This window comes from Arcanobacterium sp. S3PF19, from assembly GCF_000758825.1.
GTDB lineage: Bacteria > Actinomycetota > Actinomycetes > Actinomycetales > Actinomycetaceae > Arcanobacterium_A.
Genome location: NZ_JRMX01000014.1, coordinates 51176 through 76230, shown reverse-complemented (window position 1 = coordinate 76230; position 25055 = coordinate 51176). Strand labels below are relative to the sequence as shown.

General features: G+C 55.9%; 24 protein-coding genes. 12 read left to right on the top strand and 12 right to left on the bottom strand.

Translation table 11 applies throughout. The features are described 5' to 3' along the window. Nucleotides 1–7 precede the first annotated feature (7 nt). The 4 genes from HMPREF1631_RS04650 (at nucleotide 8) to HMPREF1631_RS04630 (ending at nucleotide 5508) form a co-directional block, all read left to right on the top strand. The gene (locus HMPREF1631_RS04650; RefSeq protein ID WP_034232983.1) at nucleotides 8–484 is read left to right on the top strand and encodes a hypothetical protein; all 477 of its coding nucleotides are present in this window, start codon (nucleotides 8–10) and stop codon (nucleotides 482–484) included. Beyond that, nucleotides 460–1437 (top strand): tRNA glutamyl-Q(34) synthetase GluQRS, encoded by a 978-nt coding sequence (gluQRS, locus tag HMPREF1631_RS04645; protein ID WP_084707455.1) that lies wholly within the window; start codon nucleotides 460–462, stop codon nucleotides 1435–1437. The genes HMPREF1631_RS04650 and gluQRS overlap by 25 nt, the downstream gene beginning before the upstream one ends. Before the next feature lie 124 nt (nucleotides 1438–1561). Then, nucleotides 1562–4201, top strand: coding sequence for an ATP-dependent chaperone ClpB (gene clpB / locus HMPREF1631_RS04640; RefSeq protein ID WP_084707453.1), 2640 nt, complete (start codon nucleotides 1562–1564; stop codon nucleotides 4199–4201). Nucleotides 4202–4704: 503 nt separating this feature from the next. Continuing rightward, nucleotides 4705–5508 carry a serine hydrolase gene (locus tag HMPREF1631_RS04630; RefSeq protein ID WP_034232979.1) on the top strand — a complete coding sequence of 268 codons (804 nt, stop codon included), beginning with the start codon at nucleotides 4705–4707 and terminating at the stop codon, nucleotides 5506–5508. A gap of 81 nt (nucleotides 5509–5589) precedes the next feature. Here HMPREF1631_RS04630 and HMPREF1631_RS04625 read toward each other — a convergent pair whose 3' ends face one another. Next, on the bottom strand, nucleotides 5590–6396 hold the full coding sequence (locus HMPREF1631_RS04625; protein WP_034232977.1) for an exodeoxyribonuclease III: 807 nt from the start codon (nucleotides 6394–6396) through the stop codon (nucleotides 5590–5592). Between the two features lie 101 nt (nucleotides 6397–6497). On the opposite strand from HMPREF1631_RS04625, the gene HMPREF1631_RS04620 reads away from it, so the two are divergent. Together HMPREF1631_RS04620 and HMPREF1631_RS04615 are read left to right on the top strand one after the other, a co-directional pair. After that, nucleotides 6498–7268 (top strand): SDR family oxidoreductase, encoded by a 771-nt coding sequence (locus HMPREF1631_RS04620; protein ID WP_034233309.1) that lies wholly within the window; start codon nucleotides 6498–6500, stop codon nucleotides 7266–7268. Next, the gene (locus HMPREF1631_RS04615; RefSeq protein WP_084707451.1) at nucleotides 7268–7936 is read left to right on the top strand and encodes a TrmH family RNA methyltransferase; all 669 of its coding nucleotides are present in this window, start codon (nucleotides 7268–7270) and stop codon (nucleotides 7934–7936) included. The genes HMPREF1631_RS04620 and HMPREF1631_RS04615 overlap by 1 nt, the downstream gene beginning before the upstream one ends. A 13-nt stretch (nucleotides 7937–7949) precedes the next feature. Here the strand turns inward: HMPREF1631_RS04615 and HMPREF1631_RS04610 are convergent, their stop codons facing one another. The 6 genes from HMPREF1631_RS04610 to HMPREF1631_RS04585 all read right to left on the bottom strand — a co-directional run bounded on the left by HMPREF1631_RS04610 (nucleotide 7950) and on the right by HMPREF1631_RS04585 (nucleotide 13656). Further along, nucleotides 7950–8339: a ferredoxin family protein gene (locus HMPREF1631_RS04610; protein ID WP_232215432.1), complete on the bottom strand. Its 390-nt coding sequence runs from the start codon at nucleotides 8337–8339 to the stop codon at nucleotides 7950–7952. Then, nucleotides 8336–9673 (bottom strand): FAD-dependent oxidoreductase, encoded by a 1338-nt coding sequence (locus HMPREF1631_RS04605; protein ID WP_232215431.1) that lies wholly within the window; start codon nucleotides 9671–9673, stop codon nucleotides 8336–8338. The genes HMPREF1631_RS04610 and HMPREF1631_RS04605 overlap by 4 nt, the downstream gene beginning before the upstream one ends. 59 nt (nucleotides 9674–9732) lie before the next feature. Beyond that, a complete protein-coding gene (locus tag HMPREF1631_RS04600; protein WP_034232975.1) occupies nucleotides 9733–10368 on the bottom strand; it encodes a YesL family protein in 636 nt (211 codons plus the stop codon). A gap of 160 nt (nucleotides 10369–10528) precedes the next feature. Further along, nucleotides 10529–11341 (bottom strand): carbohydrate ABC transporter permease, encoded by an 813-nt coding sequence (locus HMPREF1631_RS04595; RefSeq protein WP_369794735.1) that lies wholly within the window; start codon nucleotides 11339–11341, stop codon nucleotides 10529–10531. 59 nt (nucleotides 11342–11400) lie between these two features. Continuing rightward, nucleotides 11401–12246, bottom strand: a complete 846-nt coding sequence (locus HMPREF1631_RS04590; RefSeq protein WP_034232974.1) for a carbohydrate ABC transporter permease — start codon at nucleotides 12244–12246, stop codon at nucleotides 11401–11403. 84 nt (nucleotides 12247–12330) lie between these two features. Next, nucleotides 12331–13656, bottom strand: a complete 1326-nt coding sequence (locus HMPREF1631_RS04585; RefSeq protein ID WP_034232972.1) for an ABC transporter substrate-binding protein — start codon at nucleotides 13654–13656, stop codon at nucleotides 12331–12333. Nucleotides 13657–14051: 395 nt separating this feature from the next. Between HMPREF1631_RS04585 and fbaA the strand changes: the two genes are divergently transcribed. Both fbaA and HMPREF1631_RS04575 read left to right on the top strand, forming a co-directional pair. Next, nucleotides 14052–15077: a class II fructose-bisphosphate aldolase gene (gene fbaA / locus HMPREF1631_RS04580; protein ID WP_034232970.1), complete on the top strand. Its 1026-nt coding sequence runs from the start codon at nucleotides 14052–14054 to the stop codon at nucleotides 15075–15077. A 368-nt stretch (nucleotides 15078–15445) separates the two neighbouring features. Then, nucleotides 15446–16726, top strand: coding sequence for an adenylosuccinate synthase (locus tag HMPREF1631_RS04575; RefSeq protein WP_034233301.1), 1281 nt, complete (start codon nucleotides 15446–15448; stop codon nucleotides 16724–16726). Nucleotides 16727–16751: 25 nt separating this feature from the next. On the opposite strand, the gene HMPREF1631_RS04570 is transcribed toward HMPREF1631_RS04575, so the two are convergent. After that, the gene (locus HMPREF1631_RS04570) at nucleotides 16752–17582 is read right to left on the bottom strand and encodes a hypothetical protein (protein ID WP_034232968.1); all 831 of its coding nucleotides are present in this window, start codon (nucleotides 17580–17582) and stop codon (nucleotides 16752–16754) included. Between the two features lie 315 nt (nucleotides 17583–17897). Between HMPREF1631_RS04570 and HMPREF1631_RS04565 the strand changes: the two genes are divergently transcribed. The 4 genes from HMPREF1631_RS04565 (at nucleotide 17898) to HMPREF1631_RS04550 (ending at nucleotide 22104) form a co-directional block, all read left to right on the top strand. Beyond that, the gene (locus HMPREF1631_RS04565) at nucleotides 17898–19757 is read left to right on the top strand and encodes a phosphoenolpyruvate carboxykinase (GTP) (RefSeq protein ID WP_034232967.1); all 1860 of its coding nucleotides are present in this window, start codon (nucleotides 17898–17900) and stop codon (nucleotides 19755–19757) included. Between the two features lie 189 nt (nucleotides 19758–19946). Next, nucleotides 19947–20867: a phosphoribosylaminoimidazolesuccinocarboxamide synthase gene (locus tag HMPREF1631_RS04560; RefSeq protein WP_034232965.1), complete on the top strand. Its 921-nt coding sequence runs from the start codon at nucleotides 19947–19949 to the stop codon at nucleotides 20865–20867. A 91-nt stretch (nucleotides 20868–20958) separates the two neighbouring features. Next, a complete protein-coding gene (locus HMPREF1631_RS06825; protein WP_052047099.1) occupies nucleotides 20959–21660 on the top strand; it encodes a TetR/AcrR family transcriptional regulator in 702 nt (233 codons plus the stop codon). A gap of 45 nt (nucleotides 21661–21705) precedes the next feature. Then, nucleotides 21706–22104 (top strand): sterol carrier family protein, encoded by a 399-nt coding sequence (locus HMPREF1631_RS04550; protein ID WP_369794733.1) that lies wholly within the window; start codon nucleotides 21706–21708, stop codon nucleotides 22102–22104. On the opposite strand, the gene HMPREF1631_RS04545 is transcribed toward HMPREF1631_RS04550, so the two are convergent. From HMPREF1631_RS04545 to HMPREF1631_RS04530, 4 genes are all read right to left on the bottom strand, one after another. Beyond that, nucleotides 22056–22319 (bottom strand): DUF3073 domain-containing protein, encoded by a 264-nt coding sequence (locus HMPREF1631_RS04545; RefSeq protein WP_034232963.1) that lies wholly within the window; start codon nucleotides 22317–22319, stop codon nucleotides 22056–22058. The two genes, HMPREF1631_RS04550 and HMPREF1631_RS04545, sit on opposite strands and share 49 nt — an antisense overlap. Nucleotides 22320–22510: 191 nt before the next feature. Then, nucleotides 22511–22846: a DUF3618 domain-containing protein gene (locus tag HMPREF1631_RS04540; RefSeq protein WP_034232956.1), complete on the bottom strand. Its 336-nt coding sequence runs from the start codon at nucleotides 22844–22846 to the stop codon at nucleotides 22511–22513. After that, nucleotides 22843–23292: a phage holin family protein gene (locus HMPREF1631_RS04535; protein ID WP_198017373.1), complete on the bottom strand. Its 450-nt coding sequence runs from the start codon at nucleotides 23290–23292 to the stop codon at nucleotides 22843–22845. Before HMPREF1631_RS04535 ends, HMPREF1631_RS04540 begins: the two co-directional genes overlap by 4 nt. A 142-nt stretch (nucleotides 23293–23434) precedes the next feature. Continuing rightward, nucleotides 23435–24961 carry a Mur ligase family protein gene (locus HMPREF1631_RS04530; RefSeq protein WP_034232954.1) on the bottom strand — a complete coding sequence of 509 codons (1527 nt, stop codon included), beginning with the start codon at nucleotides 24959–24961 and terminating at the stop codon, nucleotides 23435–23437. Nucleotides 24962–25055: the final 94 nt, after the last annotated feature.

The following is a 25055-nucleotide window of genomic DNA, read 5'->3' as shown; positions in this document are numbered from 1 at the left end:
TGGTGTTATGGCGTTTAAGTTTACGGTTCGGCAGGCTTTGGCATCGGATGCGCAGGCGATGCTGCCTCTGACGGATGCCTATTTCAAAGGATCGGGAGCCCGGCTGGCGGAGGAAATTTCCTTTTCCCGGGACTGCACGTATTGGCTGGCGGAGAAGGACGGCAAAATTTTGGGCTGTCTGCGTGCAAGAGCTCTCGGTGCGGGGGCCGTGCGCCTGATCGGAGCGGAATGGATTGCGCTGTCCGATCTGCGGGAAAGCGGTTTCGATGCCGCGCAGGTGCTGCGAATACTTCTGCGCCGTTCTCTGGGAGATATGCCCGCGCTGGCCTGTTTCTCTCCGCGGACTGGTTTTGCGCGGCAGATCGGGGAAGCATTGGACGCTCTGGGTTTTTCTCTCTGCGCCGGTGCGTCTTTTCCCCCGCGGTGCGAAAATGAAAAACGCGGTCTGGGGGAAGAAGAATGTATGGAAATCCGGATCAGGTGACGGCCGGAAAATCACAGCCCGGGCACTCTGCGTCCCCGGGAGAAGCGAAACGCGGAGCGGGACGCTACGCTCCGTCTCCTTCCGGTGAACTGCATGTGGGAAATCTGCGTACCGCTTTGCTGGCGTGGGCGCTCGCCCGTCACGACGGTCTGGAATTTCGGCTGCGGATTGAAGATCTTGATGAGCGTTCCCGTGCTGCTTACGAGGCCGTGCAGCTGCGTGATCTGGAGCTGCTGGGCATTGACTGGGACGGGGAAATTATCCGGCAGTCCCGGCGTCTTGATATATACACCGGCATTCTCGACGGACTGCGCAGGCGGGGTCTGCTTTATGAATGTTACTGCACGCGCCGGGATTTGGCACAGGTTGCTTCCGCGCCGCACCGTCCGCCGGGCTCATATCCGGGGACGTGCCGAAATTTAACCGCGGAAGAACGCGCAGTGCGTTTGGCGAAACTGGAGCACAGAGGGCCCGCGTTGCGGCTGAAAACCGATACACCGGCGATTTCGCTGCACGACCGTTTTTGCGGAGATTATACGGGGGCGGTGGACGACCTTGTGCTGTGCCGCGGTGACGGCGTGTTTTCCTATAATTTTACGGCCATTGTCGACGATGCCCTGATGGGAATAACGCAGATTGTGCGCGGAGACGATTTGCTGCCCTCCACGCCCAGGCAGATTTATCTGCAGCGGATTTTGGGCTATGGGCAGCCGGAATATGCCCATGTGCCGCTGGTGCTCAATTCGCGCGGGGTCCGTCTGGCAAAGCGTGACGGTGCGGTAACGCTGGGCCGTCTGCGGGATTTGGGCGTCGGTGTGCCCGATTTGCTGGAGAAAATGTCTGTTTCCCTCGGGTTTCCGCCCGTGGGCAGTGCCGAAGAATTTCTGTCGGTGTTTTCCCCGGAGCAGGCCGTGCTGCGCCCGTGGATGTTTTCCGCCGATATGTTTCTGTGAGCCGCCGGCGCAGGGTGCCGCAAAATAAACTTGAGTGGAATAGACTCAAGTTTTTGTGCGTTACAGATAGTGAAAAGACTTACGGGATGCGGCATGTGCCTGTATCCCCGATTTTGGAGGAACAATGGACAAACTGACTACTAAATCCCAGGAGGCTCTTTCGGCTGCCCTGGATATGGCGGTGAGTGCGGGTAATCCGCATCTCGAGCCGACGCATCTGCTGGCCGCTCTGCTTGCCCGGCCTGAGGGAATTGCCGCTGCGCTGCTGCAGGCAGTGGGCGTACAGATAAACGACGTGGCTTCGCGTACATCCGCTTCCCTTGCCGCACTTCCCGGTGCAAGCGGGGAAAATGTGGCGCAGCCCTCGCCCTCGCGCAATTTTTCGCTTGCGCTGCAGACAGCGGGCAAGGAGGCAACCGCTCTCGGGGACGCATATATTTCCACCGAACATCTGCTGCTTGCCCTGGCCGGGAGCCGGCATTCGGCAGGGGAGATTCTGCGCGCCGCAGGTGCCACGCGCGAAGCCCTTCTTGCCGCTCTGCCAAACGTGCGCGGTTCGGCAAAAGTCACTTCCCCCGATCCGGAGGGAACGTTTAAGGCGCTGGAAAAGTACGGTACGGATCTGACGCAGGAAGCAAGAGACGGAAAACTGGATCCGGTGATCGGGCGCGATGCGGAAATTCGCCGCGTGGTGCAGGTCCTTTCCCGAAGGACGAAGAACAACCCCGTGCTGATCGGCGAACCCGGTGTGGGAAAAACCGCAGTGGTCGAGGGGCTCGCCCAGCGGATCGTGGACGGCGACGTGCCGCAGTCCCTGCGCGGAAAGAGACTGATTGCGCTCGACATTTCCGCGATGGTTGCGGGAGCGAAATACCGCGGCGAATTTGAAGAGCGGCTGAAGGCGGTGCTGCGTGAAATCAAGGATTCAAACGGCGAAGTCGTAACGTTCATCGACGAATTGCACACGGTTGTGGGCGCGGGCGGAGGAAGCGACGGTTCTATGGATGCCGGCAATATGCTCAAGCCCATGCTTGCCCGCGGCGAACTGCGGCTTGTGGGGGCGACCACGCTTGACGAATACCGTGAATATGTGGAGAAAGATCCGGCCCTCGAACGCCGTTTTCAGCAGGTCTACGTAGGCGAGCCGTCCGTTGAGGACACAATCGCCATTCTGCGCGGGATCGCGCCAAAATACGAGGCACACCATAAGGTAACGATTTCCGACGGTGCACTGGTGGCGGCAGCCACTCTTTCCGACCGTTACATTTCGGGCCGGCAGCTTCCCGACAAGGCAATTGATCTGGTCGATGAAGCCGCTTCGCGTCTGCGCATGGAACTGGATTCTTCGCCGGAGGAAATCGATGTGCTTACGCGCCAGGTGAATAGGCTGAAAATGGAGAAAGCCTATTTGGAGGAGACGGGCAGCGACGATCCTGCCGCGGCAGACCGCAGAGAGAAGCTGGAAGCCGAACTTGCGGACAAAAGCGAGGAGCTGAGTGCTTTAAATGCCCGCTGGGAAGCGGAAAAAGCAGGCCGGAACAAAGTCGGTGATCTGCGCGTGCGTCTGGACGAGCTGCGCACACAGTTGGAGAAAGCAATTCGCGAGGGACGCTATGAGGATGCCGGCAGGATTCAAAACGGCGATATTCCGCAGGTGGAAGCGCAGATTGCCAAGAGTGAGGCTGCCGAGGGCAAACAGAGCGAAACCGCTCCGATGATTGCCGAAAAGGTAGATGCGGACGAAATTGCCGAGGTGGTTTCTTCCTGGACGGGCGTTCCCATGGGACGTCTGATGCAGGGTGAAACCGAGAAACTGCTTGAGATGGAAAGCTGTCTCGGAAAGCGTCTGATCGGGCAGGAGCGTGCCGTGCGTTCCGTATCGGATGCGGTCCGCCGTTCCCGCGCAGGGATTTCCGATCCGAACCGCCCAACCGGCTCGTTCCTTTTCCTCGGGCCTACGGGAGTGGGAAAGACGGAACTGGCGAAAACGCTTGCCGATTTTCTCTTTGACGACGAGCGGGCAATGGTGCGGATCGATATGTCGGAGTATTCGGAGAAACATTCCGTTTCGCGGCTGGTCGGAGCGCCTCCGGGGTATGTGGGCTACGAAGAGGGCGGACAGCTTACGGAAGCCGTGCGCCGGCGCCCCTACGGTGTGGTTCTGCTGGACGAAGTGGAAAAGGCACACCCGGAAGTATTTGACATTCTGCTGCAGGTGCTTGACGACGGGCGTCTGACGGACGGTCAGGGACGGACGGTTGATTTCCGCAATACGATTCTGATTCTTACGTCCAATCTCGGCTCGCAGTTCCTGAGCAATCCGCAGCTGGACGCGAAGGAAAAGAATGAGGGCGTAATGGCGGCCGTGCGTGCGCACTTTAAGCCGGAGTTCCTCAACCGTCTGGACGACATTATCATGTTTGAGCCGCTGACGATGGAACAGATGGCGAAGATTGTGGATTTGCAGGTTGCGCAGATCCTGAAGCGTCTGGCAGACAGGCGGATTACGCTGGAACTGACCGAGGCGGCGAAGGATGTGCTTACGGTGGACGGATATGATCCGGTGTACGGAGCGCGTCCGCTGAAACGGCTGATTCAAAGAGAAATCGGGGATCGGCTGGCAAAGATGCTGCTTGCAGGGAAAGTGCATGACGGCGATACGCTGAGCGTGGATGCCGCGGGCCCGGAAGACGGACCGGCCGGCAGCACAGAAAGCGATCCGGATGCGCCGGCGGGCTGCCGTCTGCGGATCACTGTGAAATAACTGTGCGTAAGGCAACGGGTGGGCGTGAAAGAGTTTTCACGCCCACCCGTTTTTGCGCAAATTTCGAATGTAGGCGTTTACCACCTAAACAATGTGTCGAAAATGGTATTGAGAATATTTTTTTCGCCACTGTCTTCCGGTGTGTACGCGGAGGAGGGAACCTGCCCGGCCCCCCGACGGGAGAGTTGCGAGGGATGCGCATTCCATGATGACTGAAATGCGGGGTTGGCGGCATAGATGCACTCCCGGCACGGTCTGCCCGCATTGCCCGCCGACCTGTGAAATGTCTGCGGGGCATAGAGATCCGGCGCACACGGCTTTGTGTGCAGATCGAGCAGCGGATCGGGTGCCGATGTAAATATCGAATTTTGCGACGCTGAAAAATTGTATTCCATATCACTTAGTTTACCCTAAAAATGAAAAGAAACCTATTTCACATCAATATCGGCGGATTTTGCGTCTTTAACGTGTGATAATCCGGAAAATGCGGATACTCTTGGGATATGGATTTTTCTTCCCCGAGCGCAGACGGATTTTCTTTTCCGCACGCCTATGCCGTCCTCGATAGGGCGGGAATCAGGCTTCTTGCGGGAGATCCAGACGTCGTTTTTCCGCTCGCTTCGGTGACGAAACCGCTTGTGGCCTATGCCGTTCTGATCGGCATCGAACGCGGTATTTTTCGCGCGGAAGATACCGCCGGCCCGCCGGGATCCACATTGCGCCATCTGCTTGCGCATGCTTCGGGTCTGCCTCCCGAACGGGGCGGCGCGCTCGCCGCCCCCGGCACCAGGCGTATTTATTCCAATTTCGGATACGACCTGATAGCGGAGTATATCGCGGAAAAAAGCGGTATGCCCGCCGCCGCGTATATTGAAAAGAACCTTTTTCTTCCGCTGAAAATGGACACCTGCACGATTCGCGGCTCTGCCGCTTTCGGCGGCTACGCCACCCTCGATTCTCTGATGCGTTTTGCCGCCGAACTTCTTTCTCCCACACTGATCCCGCCCGCCGCGCTCAAAGCTGCGGCTTCGGTGCAGTTTGCGGGAATTTCGGGGATTCTCCCGGGGTACGGAAAACAGAAAGACAATGCGTGGGGTCTGGGTTTTTCGATTCGCGGCACGAAACATCCGCATTGGCTCGGAAGCCTTTTCAGCGCGGATACATTTGGGCATTTTGGCCGTTCCGGCTCGTTTATCTGGGTGGATCCGCAGGTGAAGCGGGCAGGAGTGTTTCTGGGGGCGCGGAATTTTTCCCGGGAGCATATCGCTTTCTGGCCTGCGCTGACAAACATGATGCGTTCGGGCTGAGCGGCACTGTATTTTGGCCGCGGCACCGAAAGTGCATCCGGGCGTACAGAAAAAAGAATCCCAAAGCACCGCGGACGGATTTCAGGCAAAATCCACGATTACCGGCACATGGTCGGAGGCTCCTTTTCCTTTCCGCTCGTCGCGGTCAATTTCCGCGCCTATTGCTTTCTTTGCCAGAGACGGGGAAGCATAGACGTAATCGATACGCATTCCGTGATTCTTTGCAAACCGTAGCCGCTGATAATCCCAGTAGGTGTAACCCGTTACGAATCCTCTGCTCACTTCGGAAAAGCCGAGATCTTGGAAAGAGAAAAACGCATCGCGTTCCTGCGCGGTCAGATATAAACCGTCGGGCATCTCCCACGGATCCCACACGTCGTCGTCCCCGGGAATAATGTTCCAGTCTCCGGCAAGCGCAATCTGCTCTTTCGGATCTTCGCCCAGCCGCTCTTCCATATATCCATGCAGTGCCTGCAAAAAAGCCAGTTTGTAAAAATAGTGCGGATCCGTTACGGCTCTGCCGTTTGGCACATACAGACTCCATACGTCGATTCCCCCGACGTTCACGCCCAGGGCCCGTGCCTCCGGCTCTCCGGGCAGAAACCCGCCCGCGCGGGCCTCGCCTTTTGTGAAACCGGGCTGCCCGGGAAAAGAAAAACGGATATTCGTCTGCGGATAACGCGAAATGACGGCGACTCCGTTCCATTGGTCGAAGCCGTGCGCGGTCACGTAATATCCCGCTTGTGTGAACTGTGCGCGCGGAAACTGCGCAGCGCTGCATTTTGTTTCCTGCAGTGCCAAAATATCCAAATCGTGGCGTTTAAGCACATCCAAAATTCTTTCGAAGCGGGCGCGCGCGGAGTTGATATTCCATGTTGCAAGTTTCATCGCCACCAGCCTACCCGCCGCGTGCCGCCCGGGCAACAGAGAGAATGGAGGAAGTGGGGGCGCAAATGTACATTTCCGCGGTGCGGCGTTACCCTAAACCTATGGGAACAGCGTTAATTACGGGTGCGGGATCCGGCTTGGGAAAAGAATTTGCCCGGATTTTGGCTGCCGAAGGAAACAATTTGGTGCTTGTGGCGCGCAACGAAGAGCGCCTGAACGCGATTGCCCGCGAAACACAGAAGGCAGACAACGTAAGAGTGGAAGTCCTGCCTGCAGATTTGACGAAACCGGATGACAGAGAACGGGTTGTGCGCCGCCTGCGCTCCCGGGAAAACCCGGTTACGCTGCTGATCAACAATGCGGGAATGGGACTTGGGCAGGATTTCGTCGGCGGTTCGCGCCGGCGGGAAACCGAGGCGCTGAACGTGATGGTTACGGCTGTACTTGTGCTGACGCATGCGGCTGTGAACGAGATGGTGAAACGGGGCAGGGGAAGCATTATCAACGTGGCTTCGATCAGCTCCATGACGGTGCAGGGTACCTATTCGGCGCATAAAGCATGGGTAAAAGTATTCACCGAGGGGCTTGCGGCGGATCTGAAAGGAACGGGCGTGAGAGTTACCGCAGTGCTGCCCGGGCTGATGCATACCGATTTTCACCGACGGGCAAAAGTGGACGCCACACAGTGGAAAGAATGGATGTTTCTGGATTTGCGCCGGGTTGCGGAAAGTGCCCTTAACGCCGCGCGGCGGGGCAGGGTGCTTGCCGTTCCCTCGCCGATATATAAAGTTGCTTACGGGGCGCTGAAGTTTTCGCCCCGGGTGCTCGTGCGAAAAATAGCCGGGCCGAAAATGTCCGGACGGGGGCGGTAATGGAATTCGGGGCAGAAGCCGAAAACGGAAAGAAGCGGATATTGGATCAAAACGATCCGGATTACCGCACACAGTCTCCCGGAGTCGGTCCGTGGGAGGGCGAACTTCCCCGGGACGCGCGTTACGACCGGCAGTTGCTGCGTGAGGGAGACAGGCGCAACGTGGTAGACAAATACCGCTATTGGACGGTGGAGGCGATTAAAGCGGATTTGGATCTGAGCCGCTCCGCGCTGCATATCGCAATCGAGAATCTGGAACACGATCTGAATATCGGGTCTATTGTGCGCACGGGAAATGCCTTTAATGTGGGCGGCGCGCACATTGTGGGGCGTCATAAATGGAATCGGCGCGGAGCGATGGTCACGGACCGTTATATGCACGTGTACCATCATCCCGGGCCCGAGGATTTTGTGCGTTGGGCACATGAAAACGGCTATACGCCCGTAGCTGTGGACAACATGGACGGTTCCGTGCAGATGGAGCATACACAGCTGCCGGAAAAGTGTGTGCTGGTATTTGGCCAGGAGTCGAAAGGGATTTCTCCCGGTCTGCTGGCCCGGTGTGAAAAAGCGGTGTATATCCCGCAGTTTGGCTCGACGCGTTCCATGAATGTGGCGGCTGCGGCGGCGATTGCCATCCACTGGTGGGCATACCGGCATCAGATGTAACAGTTTACGCAGGCTAGCCCTGCCGGTATTCCACGCCGAATCCTCCGCGCGGGTAATGCCACTGCAAAGCGTTTTGCGGCGCTATCTGCCGGCATGTTCCGCATTCCAGGCAGGCGGCAAATTCCGCTTCCAGATCGCCTGCCTCGTTTTGCGAATATACCTGCGCCGGGCAGATTTTGACCAGTGTGGCGGCAATCCCCGCTTCGCGGATCCGCTCTGCATCTATCGTTATATGGCAGACATCGTCTGTTTCAAAATGTGTGTGTGCAAGTCGTTCATACATTGTTCGTGCCGTAACTTTCCCGCCTGCCGTCAGCGTATCTGCCATCTTCCCGCTGCCCGTGCCCGCCGCCGGCGGCGAAAAGAAGAGCGGGCGAAAGGCCGGGGGTGCCGTTCGGTTCACAGTGCCCGAAGTGCATTGTATGCATCGCGGATTCCCTCCGTAATTCCGATCCCGCTGCGCCGCAGCGCCCGCATAACAATTTTAGAAAGTTTTTTCCGCGGACGCAGGTCGATATTGTAAAGCTCATAGAATATATCCGCAGCCATGTTTCCGTATTTCCCATACAGCCGCGGACTGTCCAAAAACGCCGGGGTCCGCGAATACAGCCGCAGGTCTTTTCCCATCGGGGAGGCATTGATTTTTTGGGGATACGAGGAAAGAAATTCTTCCGAGAAATCCTCTGCGGCAAGGGCTTCGACGGCTGTCCGGGCAGCCAGACGTGCCGATTCGGCAGCCAAATCCATTCCGCGGATCGTCATTCCCGTGTTGAGAGTGAAGCCCGCCGCGTCTCCGATCAGCATTAATCCCGGTGCCGTCAGAGGCTGTCGGGAAAGCGCCGGACCGTCTTCAATGGTCAGATGGCAGCCGTATTCAAGCACTTTTCCGTCTGCCAGATAGGGAGCGACTGCGGGATGCGCAAGAAAACGGTCGTGGATCCCGGCCGCGGAAAGTCCGCTGCGCTGCAGGTCGTCCAGGCGCAGAACAACGCCGGCAGAGACCGAATCGGTATTTGTGTAGAGAAACCCGCCTCCGGCAACGCCCTGTGTGGCATCTCCAACCATCGCAAACGCGCAGCCGTCGTTTTCGTCTCTGTTGAGGCCAAAGCGCTGTTCTATGGTGTTTCGGGGCAGAGCGATTACCGTTTTTATTCCCACGGCAAGCTGTTTGTTGGGAGCTTTTTTCCTGATCCCGGCGTCCCGGGCGAGGAAGGAATTTACTCCGTCCGCGGCAAGCACGAGATGGGCGGTGATCTGCTCGTCCCCGGCACCGATTCCGAATATGTTTCCGTTTTCCCCGCGCAGCAGACGGTCTGCCATCACTCCCGGCATAATCATCGCCCCGGCTTCTTCTGCCTGCTCGGAAAGCCACAGGTCAAGTTTTCCGCGCAGCACCGATACGGCGTTTACCGGGGATGCCAGACGCCGGTCCCAGTAGTCGATGTTTACATGTGAATTTTCGTTGAGAAAAGAGAGCACATTGCGTGTTATTTTGCGTTCCACCGGTGCCTCGGAAAGGAAATTGGGCAGTATTTCTTCCATTATGCGCGAATAAAAGATTCCGCCCGAAAGATTTTTTGCCCCGGGCTGGACGCCGCGTTCGATCACGGCCACATCTTTTCCGGCTCTTGCCAGTTCGATGGCGGCTACGCAGCCGGCTACACCCGCGCCGACGATAATCACGTCAAAATCCACGGCAGACGGTTTGGCCGTATCTGAAGCGGAAACTGTGTTCAAAATACTTCCTTCTGTTTCTTCCGGGCGCATTTCGCGCGGCCGGTTCGTGTTTTGCCGGCTTAGGCTTTGTTTTTACCGAGTTTTGCAAGCACGGATTTTTGCAGCAGTGCGGTCAGGTAGATGAAAAATGAGATCCCCACTGCCACCATGAAACACCCTACCGCATTGACCATACCGGGGAAAAAAACCGGCAGCGCAAACGGCAAAATGAAAATCAGCAGCGCGGCCGCAGTTCGGGGCAGGCAGAGAAACGCAAGCCGCGCGGCATTTGCGCAGTGGTTGGGTATAGTGTTGGAAAAATGTGTAATCAGCGGAAAATACCAGATTAAAAACGCGGTGAGTAAAAGAGCGCCGGCGAAGACCAGCCCGGTCAGTGCGGAAGCGGCTTTTACGGCCGGGATGTCTTTCAGGTATCTTTGTTCCAGCCAGAATCCGAGGTAAAGCACAAAGGCGGGAATCCAGACCGTTTCCGCCTGGCGAAAGTTTTCTCTGTAGTATTTCCACCACGAGCGCACAACGTATGTTTCCTCTTCGCGTACCATTTCCGCCGTAACGCGCGTTGTTGCCGCGAGGGACGCCCCTGCGGTGAAGAGGGGAATACTGCCGATGATGGTGAGCCAGTTCAGAATCACGAGATCTGCGGCGAGTGACCAGCTTTGATACACACGGGAATCGGGAGAGAGCAAACCTGCCATGTTCTGATTATAACTTAGGCACGGTAAAGGGGTGGGATGAACCGGGAATTCGGTTCATCCCACCCCTTTACCGTTTGTTTTGGTGTATCGCGGCAAAACAGGAATCGTGTTTGCGCGGTATCTGCGCCGGTGCCCGTCTGCCGACTGTTCTTTTACGCGATTATCCCTTTACCGCACCGGCAGCCACACCTTCGATGATGTATTTCTGCGAGAGAAGATAGAAGATGATAATCGGGAAAATTGCCAGCACGAGCATTGCCATCAGCGCGCCCATGTCGCGGTTTCCGTTGGATCCGACGAGCATCTGAATCACGACGGGAATCGTCTTGTATTTGGTGGATACGCCGATCACCAGATAGGGAAGCAGGTAGTCGTTCCAGACCCACATTGCTTCCAGAATCGCCACGGTGATCGCAGTCGGTTTCAGCAGCGGGAAAACTACTTTGAAGTAGTTCTTCAGCGGCGAGCAGCCGTCGATCAGTGCGGCTTCTTCGATTTCCAGCGGAATGGACTTTACGAATCCCGAGTAAAGGAATACTGCCAAACCGGCGCCGAATCCCAGATACAGCACAACCATTCCCCAGGGGCTGTTCAGCGAGAGCATATCCGCGAGCTTCACGGTTGGGAACATCACCATCTGGAACGGCACGATCATGGAGAAGGCAAACATATAGTAGATTGCCGAAGTCCACCTGTTTTTGACGCGGGTTATGTAGTAGGCGGTCATTGCCGTAAAGAACACGATTGCCACCACCGAAAGAATGGTGATGAAGAAAGACCAGAAGATCGCGGAGGAAAATCCGGACAATTCCAGACCTGTCCGGAAATTCTCAAGTCCCGTGAAATTCTTCCCCATCGGAATCGAGAACGGGGAGTCGGAGATGTAGAACTTTCCTTTGAAGGAATTGATGAAAATAAAGATGATCGGCACCAGGAAAAGTATTGCCAAAACGGTGAGCAGAATAAACAGAATCCCTCTGCCGACTTTTCGCCCTGTATTTTCGGTGTTCTTAACTTTTGCGATGTCGTTGCTCACCGGTCGACCTCCTTGGAGCGGGTAAAGCGTAGCTGAATGAATGCAATCAGACCCACAATCAGGAAGAACACAACGGCTTTCGCCTGCCCGATACCCTGCTGATTGAACTTGTCGTACATTGTTTTCACAATGTTCAGGGCGGCCATTTCGGTTTGCCCCAGCGGATTACCGGCAGTGAGTGCCAGGTTCTGGTCGTAGATCTTGAATGTATTGGCGAGCGTAAGGAAAAGGCAGATAGTGATGGAGGGAGCAACCATCGGCAACGTTACGTGACGTAAAATCTGCCCTTTGCCGGCACCGTCGATGGTAGCCGCCTCGGTCAGTTCGGGAGGTACATTTTGCAGACCGGCAATATAAATAATCATCATGTACCCCATGAGCTGCCAGTTGGTAAGCAAAATCAGACCGATGAAACCGAATTTCCAGTCCACAAGGAGAGTCAGTCCCCATTTGGAAAGGATTGAATTCAGCATTACCTGCCAGGTGTAGCCCAGTACGATTCCGCCAATCAGATTTGGCATGAAGAAAATCGTGCGGAAAAAGTTCGTGCCCCTCAGCTTGCGCGTGAGCAGGTATGCCAGAGCAAAAGCGCCCACGTTTACGGTAATGATCGAAACTACCGAAACCAGTGCCGTAAACAGAAGAGCGGTGATGAAACCCTGACGTGCGGTGAATACTTCAAGATAATTCGCAAATCCAACCCATGTCGCATCGGAAATTGCGGTAAATTCCGTAAATGAAAGATACAGGCCGATAAAGAACGGCGCCAAAAACGCAATCAGAAATGCGATAAGCGTCGGTCCGGCAAACACCGGGAAGTATTTTTTCAGTGTTTGAGTCATAATTCCTCCCCCCTTCACAGTGGGTGACGCAGCCGTGCTGCGTCACCCACTCTGACTCTTAAGAGTTAATTGCCGAAACGGCGATTACTTCTTCTGTGCGGCCCATTCGGTTACGAAATACTTCTTCACGTTGTCCCAGCTGTTCTTGCCCGCAACATACTGTCCGAGCTGCTGGCCGAGGCCGTCTTTGAATTCCTGGGAGGGGAAGATTGTGAAGACCCATGGAATCGTGGTGAGATCCTTGTCGTTCAGGTACTTCGCAACTTCCTTGCCGAGGGGATCCTTCGGGGTTTCCTTTTCGCCGAAGGACTTAAACGGAGCGATGAAGCCGAGGTCTTCGGCCACCATCTTCTTGCCGTTGTCGGAGGTGAAGAGCCACTCAAGGAAATCAAGGGATGCCTTCTGGTCGGCTTCGGAAGCCTTGGCGTTTACCGACATGAAGTTTTCGGTACCGATTGCCAGACCGTTCTTTTCCTCACCCTTTACGCCCGTGTAGATCGGCATAAAGTGGATGTCGCCTTCCTTAACGGTGTTGCCGTCAACGCCGGAAATCTGGCCCCATGCCCAGTTTCCGTTCTGGATGAACGCCGCCTGGCCGAGAGCGAACTCCGCGAGGGAGTCGGTTACGGTCTTTGCGGAAGTCTGCGCGGGGTCGACGGTGGAATTCTTGGTGTAGAGGTCAAGAATGTTCTTGTATTCCTTGTCATACTTGAAGTCGAGCTTCTTGCTGTCGGACACTTTCTTGTCTTTCAGCTCGTAGTAGACGGGGTAGTTTGCAAGGTGGGTCTGCCAGCGCCAGTCTTCGCCGGGGGCAAACGAAGTGGAGGCAAATGCGCCCTTGATGCCGAGCTTGTCTTTCTGCGCCTGCATATCTTCGGCAACTGCCTTGAGCTTGTCGAAATTGTTGATTTCCTTTACGGACTTTGCCTTTGCGCCGGGCAGTGCGAAATACTTCTGCAAAATGGCGTCGTTGTAGATGATGCCGTAGCCTTCAACCACGAAAGGAACGCCGAACACGCCGTCACCGTCTTTCACGGCGAGAGACTGGTCGGAGAGCTCCTTGTAAATCTTTGAATCCTTCAGATCCGCGGTGTACTTCTTCCAGTTCTGGTAGCCGACCGGACCGTTAATGTTGAAGAGCGTGGGGGCGTCTTCCTTTTCAATTTCGGTCTTCAGAGTCTTTTCGTATGTGCCGGACGCGGCCGTAACGATCTTGACCTTTGTGCCCTTCTCCTTTTCGTAGGCCTGGGCTACCTTCTTCCATGCCTCTTCCTGTTCGGGCTTAAAGTTCAGATAGTAAACTTTTCCTTTGCCGCCTTTGGCGGAGTCTGAACTGCCGCAAGCAGCAACTGTGCCCATTGTGAGTGCGGCAGCGAGCGTGAGCCCTGCGAAGCGCTTAAACTTCGACATTATTCCTCCTTGAATGTCGGGTCAATTTCTTTCCCCAATGTAAGTGCAAGCAGTGAAAATCCGTTGCACGTGGTAGTTGGCAGCGTCCGTACGGCGGGATTTGCGCCGCCTTCGTCTGCTGCCGGTGGTCTAATTATTACATTTTTATGTGTCTAATGCCACGTTAATTGACAACTTATGTGTGCCCGGGTGTCCGTATTTTTATATTGTCCCAGCGTCCGGAGATATTTTGGGTGTCCGGGGAGAAATGATTTACGGGTGACGTATTTCCGGACGTCTTGGGAAATGTTTCACGGAGCCCGTTGCGCTGAAATAATTTGCGGGTCCATTTACCTAGAGCAAATACGGAATTAGTGCGATAATGAAAGTGTCAATCTCGAAAGAAGGAGTATTTCGTGGCTATTGCAACACCGGAAGTTTATGCCCATATGCTTGACCGTGCGAAAGACGGCAAGTTTGCATATCCCGCAATCAATGTAACTTCATCCCAGACGCTTACCGCGGCCCTGCAGGGTTTTGCGGAGGCCGAATCCGACGGTATCATTCAGGTTTCCGTCGGCGGTGCCGAATACTGGGCAGGCTCGACGGTGAAAGACCGTGTGGCCGGCTCTCTGGCAATGGCGGCTTACGCCCGCGAGGTGGCAAAGAACTACCCCGTGACCGTGGCCTTGCACACCGACCACTGCGCAAAGCAGAACATCGATTCCTGGATCCGTCCGCTGATGGAATTGGAAGCGGAGGAAGTCCGGGCAGGCCGCGACCCCTTCTTCCAGTCGCATATGTGGGACGGCTCGGCCGTTCCGCTCGACGAAAATCTTGTGATCGCACAGGAGCTTCTGGCTCTGTCCCAGAAGTCGAATACCATTTTGGAAATTGAGATCGGCGTTGTCGGCGGCGAAGAAGACGGTGTGCGCGCCGAAATCAACGAGAAGCTGTTCACCACACCGGCAGACGGAATTAAGACGGCCGAAGCCCTCGGACTCGGAGAAAAGGGCCGCTACATCACCGCGCTGACTTTCGGTAATGTGCACGGATCATACAAGCCCGGGGCAGTGAAGCTGCGTCCGGAGATTTTGGGCGAGATCCAGGAGGCGGTAGGCGCCAAGTTCAATGCGGGCAACCGTCCGTTTGATCTGGTAATGCACGGCGGATCGGGATCAACCGCGGAAGAAATCGCAACTGCCGTGGCCAACGGTGTAATTAAGATGAATGTGGACACCGATACCCAGTATGCTTTCACCCGTCCGGTTGCGGACTGGATGCTCCGTAATTATGACGGTGTGCTGAAGGTTGACGGCGAAGTGGGCGTGAAGAAGCAGTACGATCCGCGTTCGTGGGGCAAGGCCGCCGAAGCCGGCATGGCTGCCCGCGTGGTGGAGGCGTGCGAGCGTCTCGGTTCCGTGGGAACGAAGATGAAGTAAATTTCTGCTTTTCCGCAGATATGGGCGGCTTCGGACGGTGTTATGTCCGGGGCCGCTTTACTTTTCCTTTCTCTTCGCCGCGGTCTGTATTCCGCGCCTCCCGCCCCGGCGTCCCCGTCTGCCTGTTTCCGCTTTGTCTGCGTTTGCATGGCTGTCCGCGCTCTCAGACAATTCGCCTGTCCGTATATTGGAAAAAATTCTCTTATAATACGGATGTTATTGCCTGATGTGCGGAATCACAGTACGCTTACGAAGTAAGGCGTCACGTGCGGCCCGCACAGACACGGCGGCTGCGTCCGTTTTACCGAATAACAGAAACACAAAAATTTTCCGCAGACGGAAAGCTTAATGCAGAGGGCGTGAATGGTATGCCGGCAATAATTGTCGTGGGCGCACAGTGGGGCGATGAAGGTAAAGGAAAAGCAACAGATCAGCTCGGAACAAAAGTTGATTACGTCGTAAAATTCAACGGCGGGAACAATGCGGGACACACAGTCGTGGTAAACGGCGAAAAATTCGCCCTTCACCTGCTGCCCGCCGGGATTCTCACCCCAAACTGCACGCCCGTTATCGGTAACGGCGTGGTTGTGGATCCGCAGGTTCTTTTTGCGGAGATCGAAGACCTCACCGCCCGCGGAATTGACACGTCAAAACTGCGCATTTCTCCCAACGCACACATAATTACCGACTACAACCGGAAAATGGATGCGGCAAATGAACGGATGCTCGGAAAAAACAAAATCGGCACAACCGGGCGCGGAATCGGTCCGACATACGCCGACAAAATGGACAGAATCGGCATCCGGGTGCAGGATCTGTTTGATCCGCCTACGCTGCGGCAGAAAACGGAAGCCGCGCTTGCGAGGAAAAATCCGATTTTGGAACGCTTCACCGGGCAGACCTGCGATCCTGCCGAATCCGCCGAGGAACTGCTGTCTTTCGCCGACCGCCTGCGTCCGATGCTGATGAACACAACCGCGGAGCTCAATCATGCCCTCGACTGCGGGAAAACGGTCGTATTTGAGGCCGGGCAGGCAGTAATGCTCGACATTGACCACGGCACTTATCCGTTCGTGACTTCATCGTCCTGTTCGGCGGCAGGAGCGTGCACCGGTTCCGGCGTGGGCCCGCGCCGGATCGACCGCGTGGTCGGAGTGTCAAAAGCGTATCTGACGCGCGTGGGAGAAGGACCTTTCCCCACGGAACTGACGGACGGCGAAGGGGATTGGCTGCGCGAAGCGGGCAGGGAATACGGCGTGACGACCGGGCGTCCCAGACGCTGCGGCTGGTACGACGCTGTTGTGGCGCGTTACGCGACGATGGTGAATTCTCTGACGGACATGGTAATTACGAAGCTGGACGTGCTCACGGGCAAAGACAGAATTCCCGTATGCACGGCTTACGAAGCGGACGGGAAAAGAATGGAAGATATGCCTGCCCTGCAGTCCGAAATGCACCGCGTCCGGCCGGTTTACGAGTATTTGCCCGGATGGGAAGAAGATATCTCCGGGTGCCGGAATTTCACGGATCTGCCCCGGAACGCACAAAACTATATTCTCGCCCTGGAAGAACTCTCCGGCTGCCGCATTTCCGCAGTCGGCGTCGGACCGGAGCGGGAGCAGACAATAGTGCGTACGCCTTTGGTCTGAGACCCGCTCCGCCGGCCGATTTCATTTATTCGGTTTCTTCCCCTGCGCGCCGCGTATCGGCATTTTGCGGCGAAAAGCTGTCGAAGAAGTCGGCCGGCTGTGCATTTTCCCCTGCCTGCGGACGGGAGAAAGCGCGGTAGTCCTGCATTCTGTTTTTCTTTTTCCGGCCAAAGAAGAAGACGGCTGCCAGGAAAACGGCAAGAACCGCTATCCCGCCGGTCAGCCACATATACGCCGCGTTATGCCCGGGAGAGGTTTCCCCCGCGTCCGCCTTTTTCTGCGCGGGGACGGCTTTTTCCCCGCCGGTCGGTTTCTTTTCTCCTTCTACCACGGTCTTTTTGGTGAAAATATCAAGAGAATTAAAAGTGGCGGTGTTGCCTTTGATTTCCGCTCCCTGCGCGCGCAGTATCTTTCCCGGCATCTGTACCGTAAGCGTGAAATCCAGACCGAGGTTTTTCAGTGTCTGCGCACTCTGTGCCGTGGCTGTCCCGCTCTGCCCGGGGCTGACCCGGAAAATATAGCTGTTTGCGGTTTCCGTGAGCACTTTCCCGTCCGCGGCGGCATTTCGGTAGGCGGTGAACCGGCACTCCATCACCCCGTTTTTGCTCAGGTCTTCGATTTTCGTGTCTGTCTGCCGCTGCTTCAGGGACCCTACCGACTCGTCTATTTTTTGTCCGAAAACGTCGCACGAGTCAACACCGCCCATTTTCAGCAGGCCTTTGTCGTCTCTGATGTCCATAGTCACCGTCATTGATCCGTCGGTGCCGATTGCAACCGTGTTTTGCGATTTGCACGCCGAGAGCGTGAGTGCAAGAGGCACAACGGCGAGCAATGCAAGTTTGCGGGTATGTTTCATAAAATTCTCCAATTTTTCCGCCGGCGGCAGGACTGAAATGTCTGCCGCTGCCTTTTCAGTTTAAACCGTATTGCGGAAAATCCACAGTAAAAATCCACAGCGGAAAACAGCGGGGATTTTCTTTTCGGACTGTATTTTCCCCGGGTCCGTGGAATAATGGAAACGTAAGCACTTGCGGGGATTTCCTGCCGTGGCCGAGGAGTGGAGCCAGAAGTCCTACAGCCGATAGTCCCAGCATTAAAAGGGTGTTGCGGTAGATAATGTAAATGGAAAACATCCATCTTAAACATCGCCTACTTTCTAGGAGGAAATGCGATGACCGAAAAGACATATACAGTCGAAGAAGTACGTGCGGGAGCTCCGGCATCCGCCCCTGCGGAACTGGTGGAATGGGTTACGAAGATCGCTAACCTGACCACGCCGAAAGATATTCAGTGGGCAGACGGTTCCAAGGAAGAATGGGACCGCCTTTCGGAAGAAATGGTGAAGGCGGGCACGCTGATCCGTCTGAATCCGGAAAAGCGTCCGAATTCGTTCCTCGCCCGCTCGCTTCCCTCCGACGTGGCACGTGTGGAATCGCGTACTTTCATCTGCTCCGAGAAGGAAGAGGACGCCGGCCCGACAAACCACTGGGCGGATCCGAAGGAAATGAAAGAAACGCTGATTGGCGAAAAGGGCGTCTTCCGCGGGGCAATGCGCGGCCGCACAATGTATGTGGTGCCCTTCTCCATGGGTCCGCTGGGCGGCCCGATTTCCCAGCTGGGCATTGAGCTGACCGATTCTCCCTATGTTGTGCTGAATATGCGCATTATGACCCGCATGGGCGAAGGCGCACTGAAGCTGATTGCGGCAGGCAAGCCTTGGGTTCCCGCCGTTCACTCCGTGGGCGCTCCGCTTGCCGACGGCGAGAAAGACGTTGCGTGGCCTTGCAACGACGAAAAGTACATTACCCACTTCCCCGAGACGAACGAAATCTGGTCTTTCGGCTCCGGTTACGGCGGCAACGCGCTGCTGGGCAAGAAGTGTTTCGCACTGCGCATTGCTTCCACAATGGGCCGCCGCGATATGTGGATGGCAGAGCACATGCTGATTCTGCGTCTGACCGACGAAAAGACCGGCAGGCAGTATCACGTGACCGCAGCCTTCCCCTCGGCCTGCGGAAAGACAAATCTGGCCATGCTGCAGCCGACCATCAAGGGCTACAAAGTGGAAACCGTGGGTGACGATATCGCCTGGATGCGTCCCGGAAAAGACGGCCGTCTGCGCGCAATCAACCCGGAGGCGGGATTCTTTGGCGTTGCCCCCGGAACTTCGTACGACACGAACCCGATGGCCATGGAGACCATGAAGGCAAACACCATCTTCACAAACGTCGCTCTGACCGACGACGGCGATGTGTGGTGGGAAGGCATTGACGGCGAACAGCCTGAGCACCTTATTGACTGGCAGGGCAACGATTTCACAAAGGCCGACACGGCTGCGGGCAAGAAGGCGGCACATCCGAATTCCCGCTTCACCACGCCTGCCTCGCAGTGCCCGATCATCTGCCCCGATTGGGAAGCTCCCGAAGGCGTTGCAATTGACGCAATCCTCTTCGGCGGACGCCGTGCGACCAACGTGCCGCTCGTTGCCGAACAGTATACGCCCGCGCATGGTGTGTTTATCGGCGCAAACGTATCTTCCGAAGTCACTGCCGCCGCGCTTGACGTGAAGGCGGGAGCCCTGCGTCACGATCCGTTCGCCATGCTTCCGTTCTGCGGTTACAACATGGCCGACTACTGGGGTCACTGGCTCGAGATGCAGAAGGCTCTGGGAGACAAGTTCCCGAAGGTATACCAGGTCAACTGGTTCCGCAAGAATGCGGACGGCAAGTTCCTCTGGCCGGGATACGGCGAGAACTCCCGCGTGCTGGATTGGATCGTGCGCCGGAGCGCCGGTGAGGTAGAGGCAGTCGAAGGACTGACCGGTCTGTACCCGAAGCGTGAAGATTTCAACCTGGAGGGCTCCGGTGTTTCCGATGCCGACTGGGAGACAATGTACACGCTTGATCCCGAGGCCTGGGAAGCAGAAGCGGCAGATACCGAGAAGTACTTCAGCCAGTTCGGCGATAAACTTCCGGCAGCAGTCCGTGAGGAGTTGGAGAACCTGAAGAAGCGTATTGCAGACGCAAAGTAAACGCATATAAAGGGATAACTCACTGAGGGGGCGGACTGTCGGTTCGCCCCCTCAGCCGTCCACGGAAAGAGAACACTGTAAAAGCGGGCTCGGTTTTGTTAAATTAAAAGCAGTTGTTTGGATTAGCTTCTGCTGCGCACAGACAGCCAATCGGATTACGAAGACGAAATCCGGGATAGGGGGAAACCGATGGACCGGAATGTATCTGTGCCGGGTGCGCAAATTCCCGGCTGGAGGCGGATTTATGCGGGAAAAATCAGGGATCTGTATGTGCCGGCCACACAGTATTCCCCTTACGGGCCGGATGTGATTTTGCAGGTGTCTTCCGACCGGATCAGTGTTATGGACCATGTGCAGACTTCCGCGATCCCCGATAAGGGGAAAATTTTAACCGCTTTGAGCAAATGGTGGTTCAGCAAACTGTCGGGTATTGTGCCGCATCATTTTATTTCCGCCGATGTACCGCGCATGGTTGCGCACAGAGCGATGATTACGGCAAGACTGCAGATGTTTCCGCTTGAATTTCGGGTGCGCGGATATCTGGCGGGAAGTGCGTACACGGAATACACGGAACATGGCACGGTAGCCGGCGTACCGCTGCCCCCGGGCCTGGAACTGGCCTCAAAGCTGCCCGAGCCGATTGTCTGCCCGTCGATTAAAGGCAGAGCCGGCGGGCACGATATCGACATTCCGTTTTCCGAATCGGTGCGGCTGATCGGAGAAAAAAATGCCGTGATGGTCCGGGAGAATGCAACCCGGGTTTACAAAACGGCCGCCGCTCTGTGCGCCGAAAAAGGGCTGATTCTGGCAGACACAAAGCTGGAATTCGGAATTTCTTCGGAGGTGGGCACGCAGGAAGTTGTGCTGGGAGACGAAGTTCTGACCCCGGATTCCTCACGCTACTGGCTGGCGCGCGACTACTGCCCCGGAAAACAGATTCCGGGGTACGACCGGCAGATAATCCGTGACTGGCTTATGTCGGAAGAATGCGGGTGGGATTCCTCCGCACACACCCATCCTCCCGTACTGCCTCGGGAAATAACGGAGAAAACGCGCAACCGATACCTGGAAGTGATGCACAGGCTGACGGAAACAAAAGACTTCCTCTGACCTATTTCCCCGCAGATTGTGTTTTTGGTGTGTTCACAGCCCGCATTGGGATAGAATTACGGAAACGGGATCTATAAAGGGAAACGGGCAGATGGCTATAAAAAATGCGGGAAAGACCGACGGCCGGGCACTGCGGTGGGTAAAGCACCGTGAGACGCGGATGCGCAAATTTACCGAAGACGCGATCGGTGCGGTGCGCAAATACGGTTACCGGATTTCGATGAGCCGGATTGCGGAGTATTCGCACACGTCAAAATCAATTCTGTACCGTTATTTTCCGGATAAAACCGCTTTGCAGTATGAGGTGGGTTCCCGCGTGATCTCGGAATTGGTGCGGGAGATAAAAACCAAAATGAAAGATTTCTCCCTGCCGCGGGAGAAAATTTATGCGGCGGTGAATACGTTTCTTGATTTTATCGAGGGGGATCCGGATCTGTATATTTTTGTGCGGATCGGGGATCTTGCAGGTGAACCGGGAAATGTGAAGCTGCTGGAATTTGATGAGATACTTTTGGAAATGGTGGCTTCCGCCCACGGGCGCTCCGCGGCGGACGACACGGAGTTTCCGGGCACTCTCGTTACGGCCCATCTCAGTGCGGCGGCGATGGTTTCGGCTGTGCGCAGCATTGCGGAAACATGGATGTTCTCCCGCCGTGTTTTGGAGCGCCCGGAAGAATACCCGGATTATGAACTTTCTGCGGGAGATTTGGCTGTGGCGCATTTGGGGCGCGAAGAAATCGCGGATTTCATTTTCACTTTCCTAAACCGCGGTCTGGTTTTTATTCCGCAATAAAAAGGGAGAGAGCAGAGGCGTATCCCTCCGGAAAGAAAAGATAGCTTGAAACGCAAAACAGATACCGAAAGCGGGCATGCCGCACTGATGGAGTTCGCGCAGGGAGAGACACTTTCCCCGGCGCGGCTGCGTCTTGCCGTGCGCTATACGTTGGAAGAGTTTGCCGTACGCCACCCGGGCAGAGCGGTGGAAATCAGAATCCCGCCGTGCGGAGCCGCGCAGGCTCTGCCGGGTGTGAACCACAGACGCGGGACTCCGCCGAATGTGGTGGAAATGCCCGCAGTGACGTGGCTGAATCTGGTACTTGGCAGAGAAACGGACCGTAACACGATCAGTAAATCGGGAATACGCGCAGATATCGAAGGCTATCTTCCGCTTTTCGGAGATATCCGGAACTATTCTGCGCAGCGTCCGTCCTCTTCGCCCTCGCAGTCGTCGTCGTAGTCGTCGACGCCGTATTTTGCGGCATACTCGGCGTATGCCTCGTATTCGTCGGCGTATTCACCGGTATCCCGATCGGAGTCAGAATGTGGGTGCGCCGCGTCCTTGCCCTGTGCTTTCAGTTCCCGTTCCAAAGCGGCATAATCCGTTTCCGGGCTAAAATACTTCAAATTTCGTGCAACTTTACGCTGTTTGGCTCTTTGACGGCCGCGCCCCATTGGGTCGACCCCCCTCATCATTCTACGGGAGCACCTGGTGCTCGAATTTCATTTTCTTTTTCTCTGATGAATAGGATACCTTGAAACTTCGCGAATCTCCATGCAATGCCAAAGTTGTGAGAAAAAAGTACCCAAAATACGCCGGCAGCCGAATCGGTGCCGTCGGGAGCGGATAGCGCTCTTTCGGTCTTTCAGCGGCGGAAGACTTTCACGGTCAGGGAAACCAGCCCCAAAACCGCACCGAGCACAATCACGCACGGTTTGACTTCACCGTGTGCCGCCCGGCAGACAAGGGAGGAAATTTCCTTTTTCGCCGTGCGGAGCAGATTCTGCGGACGAAGACAGTTCGTCAGTTCGTCAACCGTGGCTTCCAGTTCCAGGCGCGTGCGGGCGATGTCTGCGGCAACTTCTTCGGCGCTGCGTCTGTCTTCCTTCGGGGCTTCGTAGTCGGCGGCGCATTTTACCCGTGCGGCAAGACGGGCTTCGGCCTGCAGTTCCTTATCCGTTTTCCCGGTAGAAGCAGTCATTTTTTAATTCCTTTCTTCAGAACCGCAATGTCTTTGGCCAGTCCGGCTTTGGGATTTACCGCGTGACGGCGCGAGGATTTCAGCGCCCTGATCCCCAGCAGTGCCAGGATCAGAACCGTCACCAGCAAAATCCCTGCCATAATGAGGAATGCAAGCCAGAGGGGGACAGCGGCGGACAGACCGAAAGCGGCTGCCAGCAGCAGCATTTCGAGCAGATACAGCGCAAGCACGCCCGCGCAGGCAAGAAGTATTCCCCCCAGTCCGATTTTTAGCACTTTCATTTTTGCGTTCAGTGACGCAAACCTGATTTCGTCGCGTACGAGGGCCGAAAACTGGGCCGTAATCTTTCCGATGAGCGTGCCCGCCGAATCGGAAGACTCCGTAAGATTTTTTTCCGACGGTGAGACTGTGCGCCCGCTCCCGCTGCGCTGTCCGTTAGTATGCAAAATAGCACTCCTTAGAGGTCCGTCCGGAGAAAAACTTCGTCCGGGCCGATAAGCACATAGATGAAGACATCTCCATTCTTTCATAAAAAAGGTGCAAATGTTAGCCTGAAAACGGCGGAAGATTCCCGGACGGATAAGGAATCTAGGCGTGCAAAGCGTTGTATTGCGCGAGAAAACGCTGCACCAGCACGGAGTCGGAAGGAAAAACTTCCGGGCCCCGGGCATATTTCATGGTACTTTCGTGCCCTTTTCCCAAACAGAGCACAACGCGCGGCAAAGCGTTTCCGCTGTGCGGATATTCGCCCAGAATTGCTTTCCCAATAGCCTCGTCCCGCGCGGGAACAGTCATGTACGGGCAGCTCACATAGCGGGCAATATCGGCGCAGATATCCGCAACCGGTTCACTGCCCGGATCGTCTTCGGTGAGGATCACAAAATCGGCGTATTCGCCGGCCGTCTGCCCCAGGTCTTTTCTGCGGGAGATGGCTTTTCCGCCTGCCGAACCGAAAACGGCAACAATCTGCGCCTGCGGATTCATCTGCTTCATGGTGTCAAACACGGCGCGGAAGCTCATTTTGTTGTGGGCGAAATCGACGACCCCCGTAACCAGGCCGTCTGCGCTTTTGTAAATCTGCATCCGCCCTTCGGCGCGTGCTTTTCGCAGCCCCTCGCGCACGTACTGTTCGGGCACGTTCAGGCACTGTGCAACGGCAATTGCCGCCGCGGCGTTTTCCACATTGAACACGCCCGGCATGGTGATACTGAAATCTCCCCGGAAGCTGCGTGAATCAACCCTGAAAACAATCTCGCCGCTCAGAACCCGAATATTGGAAATACGCACGTCCGCGCCGTTTTTTCCGAACGTGACCACGTCCGCGCCGGCTTTTTCCGCCGCCTGCACAATTTGTGCAAAACGGTCCGAATCGGCATTGATGCACGCAATTTTGGCCAGGCTGAAAATTTTCAGTTTGGATGCAAAGTAATCGGCAAAATCAGGGTGTTCGACCGGGCTGATATGATCTTCGCCGATATTCAGAAAGCAGGCAACGTCAAAAGACATTCCCTGTACGCGTCCGTATTTCAGCGCCTGGGAAGACACTTCCATAATCATATGCGTCAGGCCGGAATCGAATGCGTTTTGAAAATGCGCGTACAGCTCGAGAGGCTCCGGTGTTGTCAGATCCGATTCCGTTTCGGAAACGCCGTCAAAAGTATGGATGGAAGACATAATCGCGGCCGGCCTGCGGCCTTCTGCGGCAAATTGGGCGTCCAGAATCGCACGCAGATAGTATGCGGTGGTGCTTTTGCCTTTTGTGCCCGTGATTCCGACGGTAGTCAGGCGGTCGGTTACGTGCCCGTAAAACATCTGCCCCAGCACCACTGTCGCCTCCCGCACATCGGAAACGGTCAGTGCCGGCAGGTCAACGTTTTCGTATTTGGTTTCCGATACGTATGCCACCGCACCGGAGTTTTTCGCGTCCGCCAGGTAAGTTTCCTTAAAGCCCGCGCCTTTGCAGATAAACAGAGTGCCCGGACGGACCCGGCGCGAATCGTATGTGATGTATCCGATCTGCGTATTTTGCGCGCCATGCGTGGCAGATTCTCCTCTCAGGAGTCCGCGGCTGCGTAGTTCCCCGACATAGCGGCAGAAAGGTAAATGTGCATTCATTGACTCTCCTCTGGCAGATACCATCGATTCTACCGCGAAGCGCAAAGCGGACAAAAGAAGCCGCGGCGGAAGCCGGTTTTTGCTTTTCCCGTGT

Coding starts and splice junctions, on each gene's coding strand:
- gluQRS (WP_084707455.1), top strand. CDS start 460: ATGTATGGAAATCCGGATCAGGTGACGGCCGGAAAATCACAGCCCGGG.
- HMPREF1631_RS04540 (WP_034232956.1), bottom strand. CDS start 22,846: ATGACTGCTTCTACCGGGAAAACGGATAAGGAACTGCAGGCCGAAGCC.
- HMPREF1631_RS04625 (WP_034232977.1), bottom strand. CDS start 6,396: ATGAAACTTGCAACATGGAATATCAACTCCGCGCGCGCCCGCTTCGAA.
- HMPREF1631_RS04565 (WP_034232967.1), top strand. CDS start 17,898: ATGACCGAAAAGACATATACAGTCGAAGAAGTACGTGCGGGAGCTCCG.
- HMPREF1631_RS04575 (WP_034233301.1), top strand. CDS start 15,446: ATGCCGGCAATAATTGTCGTGGGCGCACAGTGGGGCGATGAAGGTAAA.
- HMPREF1631_RS06825 (WP_052047099.1), top strand. CDS start 20,959: ATGGCTATAAAAAATGCGGGAAAGACCGACGGCCGGGCACTGCGGTGG.
- HMPREF1631_RS04530 (WP_034232954.1), bottom strand. CDS start 24,961: ATGAATGCACATTTACCTTTCTGCCGCTATGTCGGGGAACTACGCAGC.
- HMPREF1631_RS04615 (WP_084707451.1), top strand. CDS start 7,268: ATGGAATTCGGGGCAGAAGCCGAAAACGGAAAGAAGCGGATATTGGAT.
- clpB (WP_084707453.1), top strand. CDS start 1,562: ATGGACAAACTGACTACTAAATCCCAGGAGGCTCTTTCGGCTGCCCTG.
- HMPREF1631_RS04545 (WP_034232963.1), bottom strand. CDS start 22,319: ATGGGGCGCGGCCGTCAAAGAGCCAAACAGCGTAAAGTTGCACGAAAT.
- HMPREF1631_RS04570 (WP_034232968.1), bottom strand. CDS start 17,582: ATGAAACATACCCGCAAACTTGCATTGCTCGCCGTTGTGCCTCTTGCA.
- HMPREF1631_RS04585 (WP_034232972.1), bottom strand. CDS start 13,656: ATGTCGAAGTTTAAGCGCTTCGCAGGGCTCACGCTCGCTGCCGCACTC.
- HMPREF1631_RS04620 (WP_034233309.1), top strand. CDS start 6,498: ATGGGAACAGCGTTAATTACGGGTGCGGGATCCGGCTTGGGAAAAGAA.
- HMPREF1631_RS04630 (WP_034232979.1), top strand. CDS start 4,705: ATGGATTTTTCTTCCCCGAGCGCAGACGGATTTTCTTTTCCGCACGCC.
- HMPREF1631_RS04560 (WP_034232965.1), top strand. CDS start 19,947: ATGGACCGGAATGTATCTGTGCCGGGTGCGCAAATTCCCGGCTGGAGG.
- HMPREF1631_RS04600 (WP_034232975.1), bottom strand. CDS start 10,368: ATGGCAGGTTTGCTCTCTCCCGATTCCCGTGTGTATCAAAGCTGGTCA.
- HMPREF1631_RS04590 (WP_034232974.1), bottom strand. CDS start 12,246: ATGACTCAAACACTGAAAAAATACTTCCCGGTGTTTGCCGGACCGACG.
- HMPREF1631_RS04650 (WP_034232983.1), top strand. CDS start 8: ATGGCGTTTAAGTTTACGGTTCGGCAGGCTTTGGCATCGGATGCGCAG.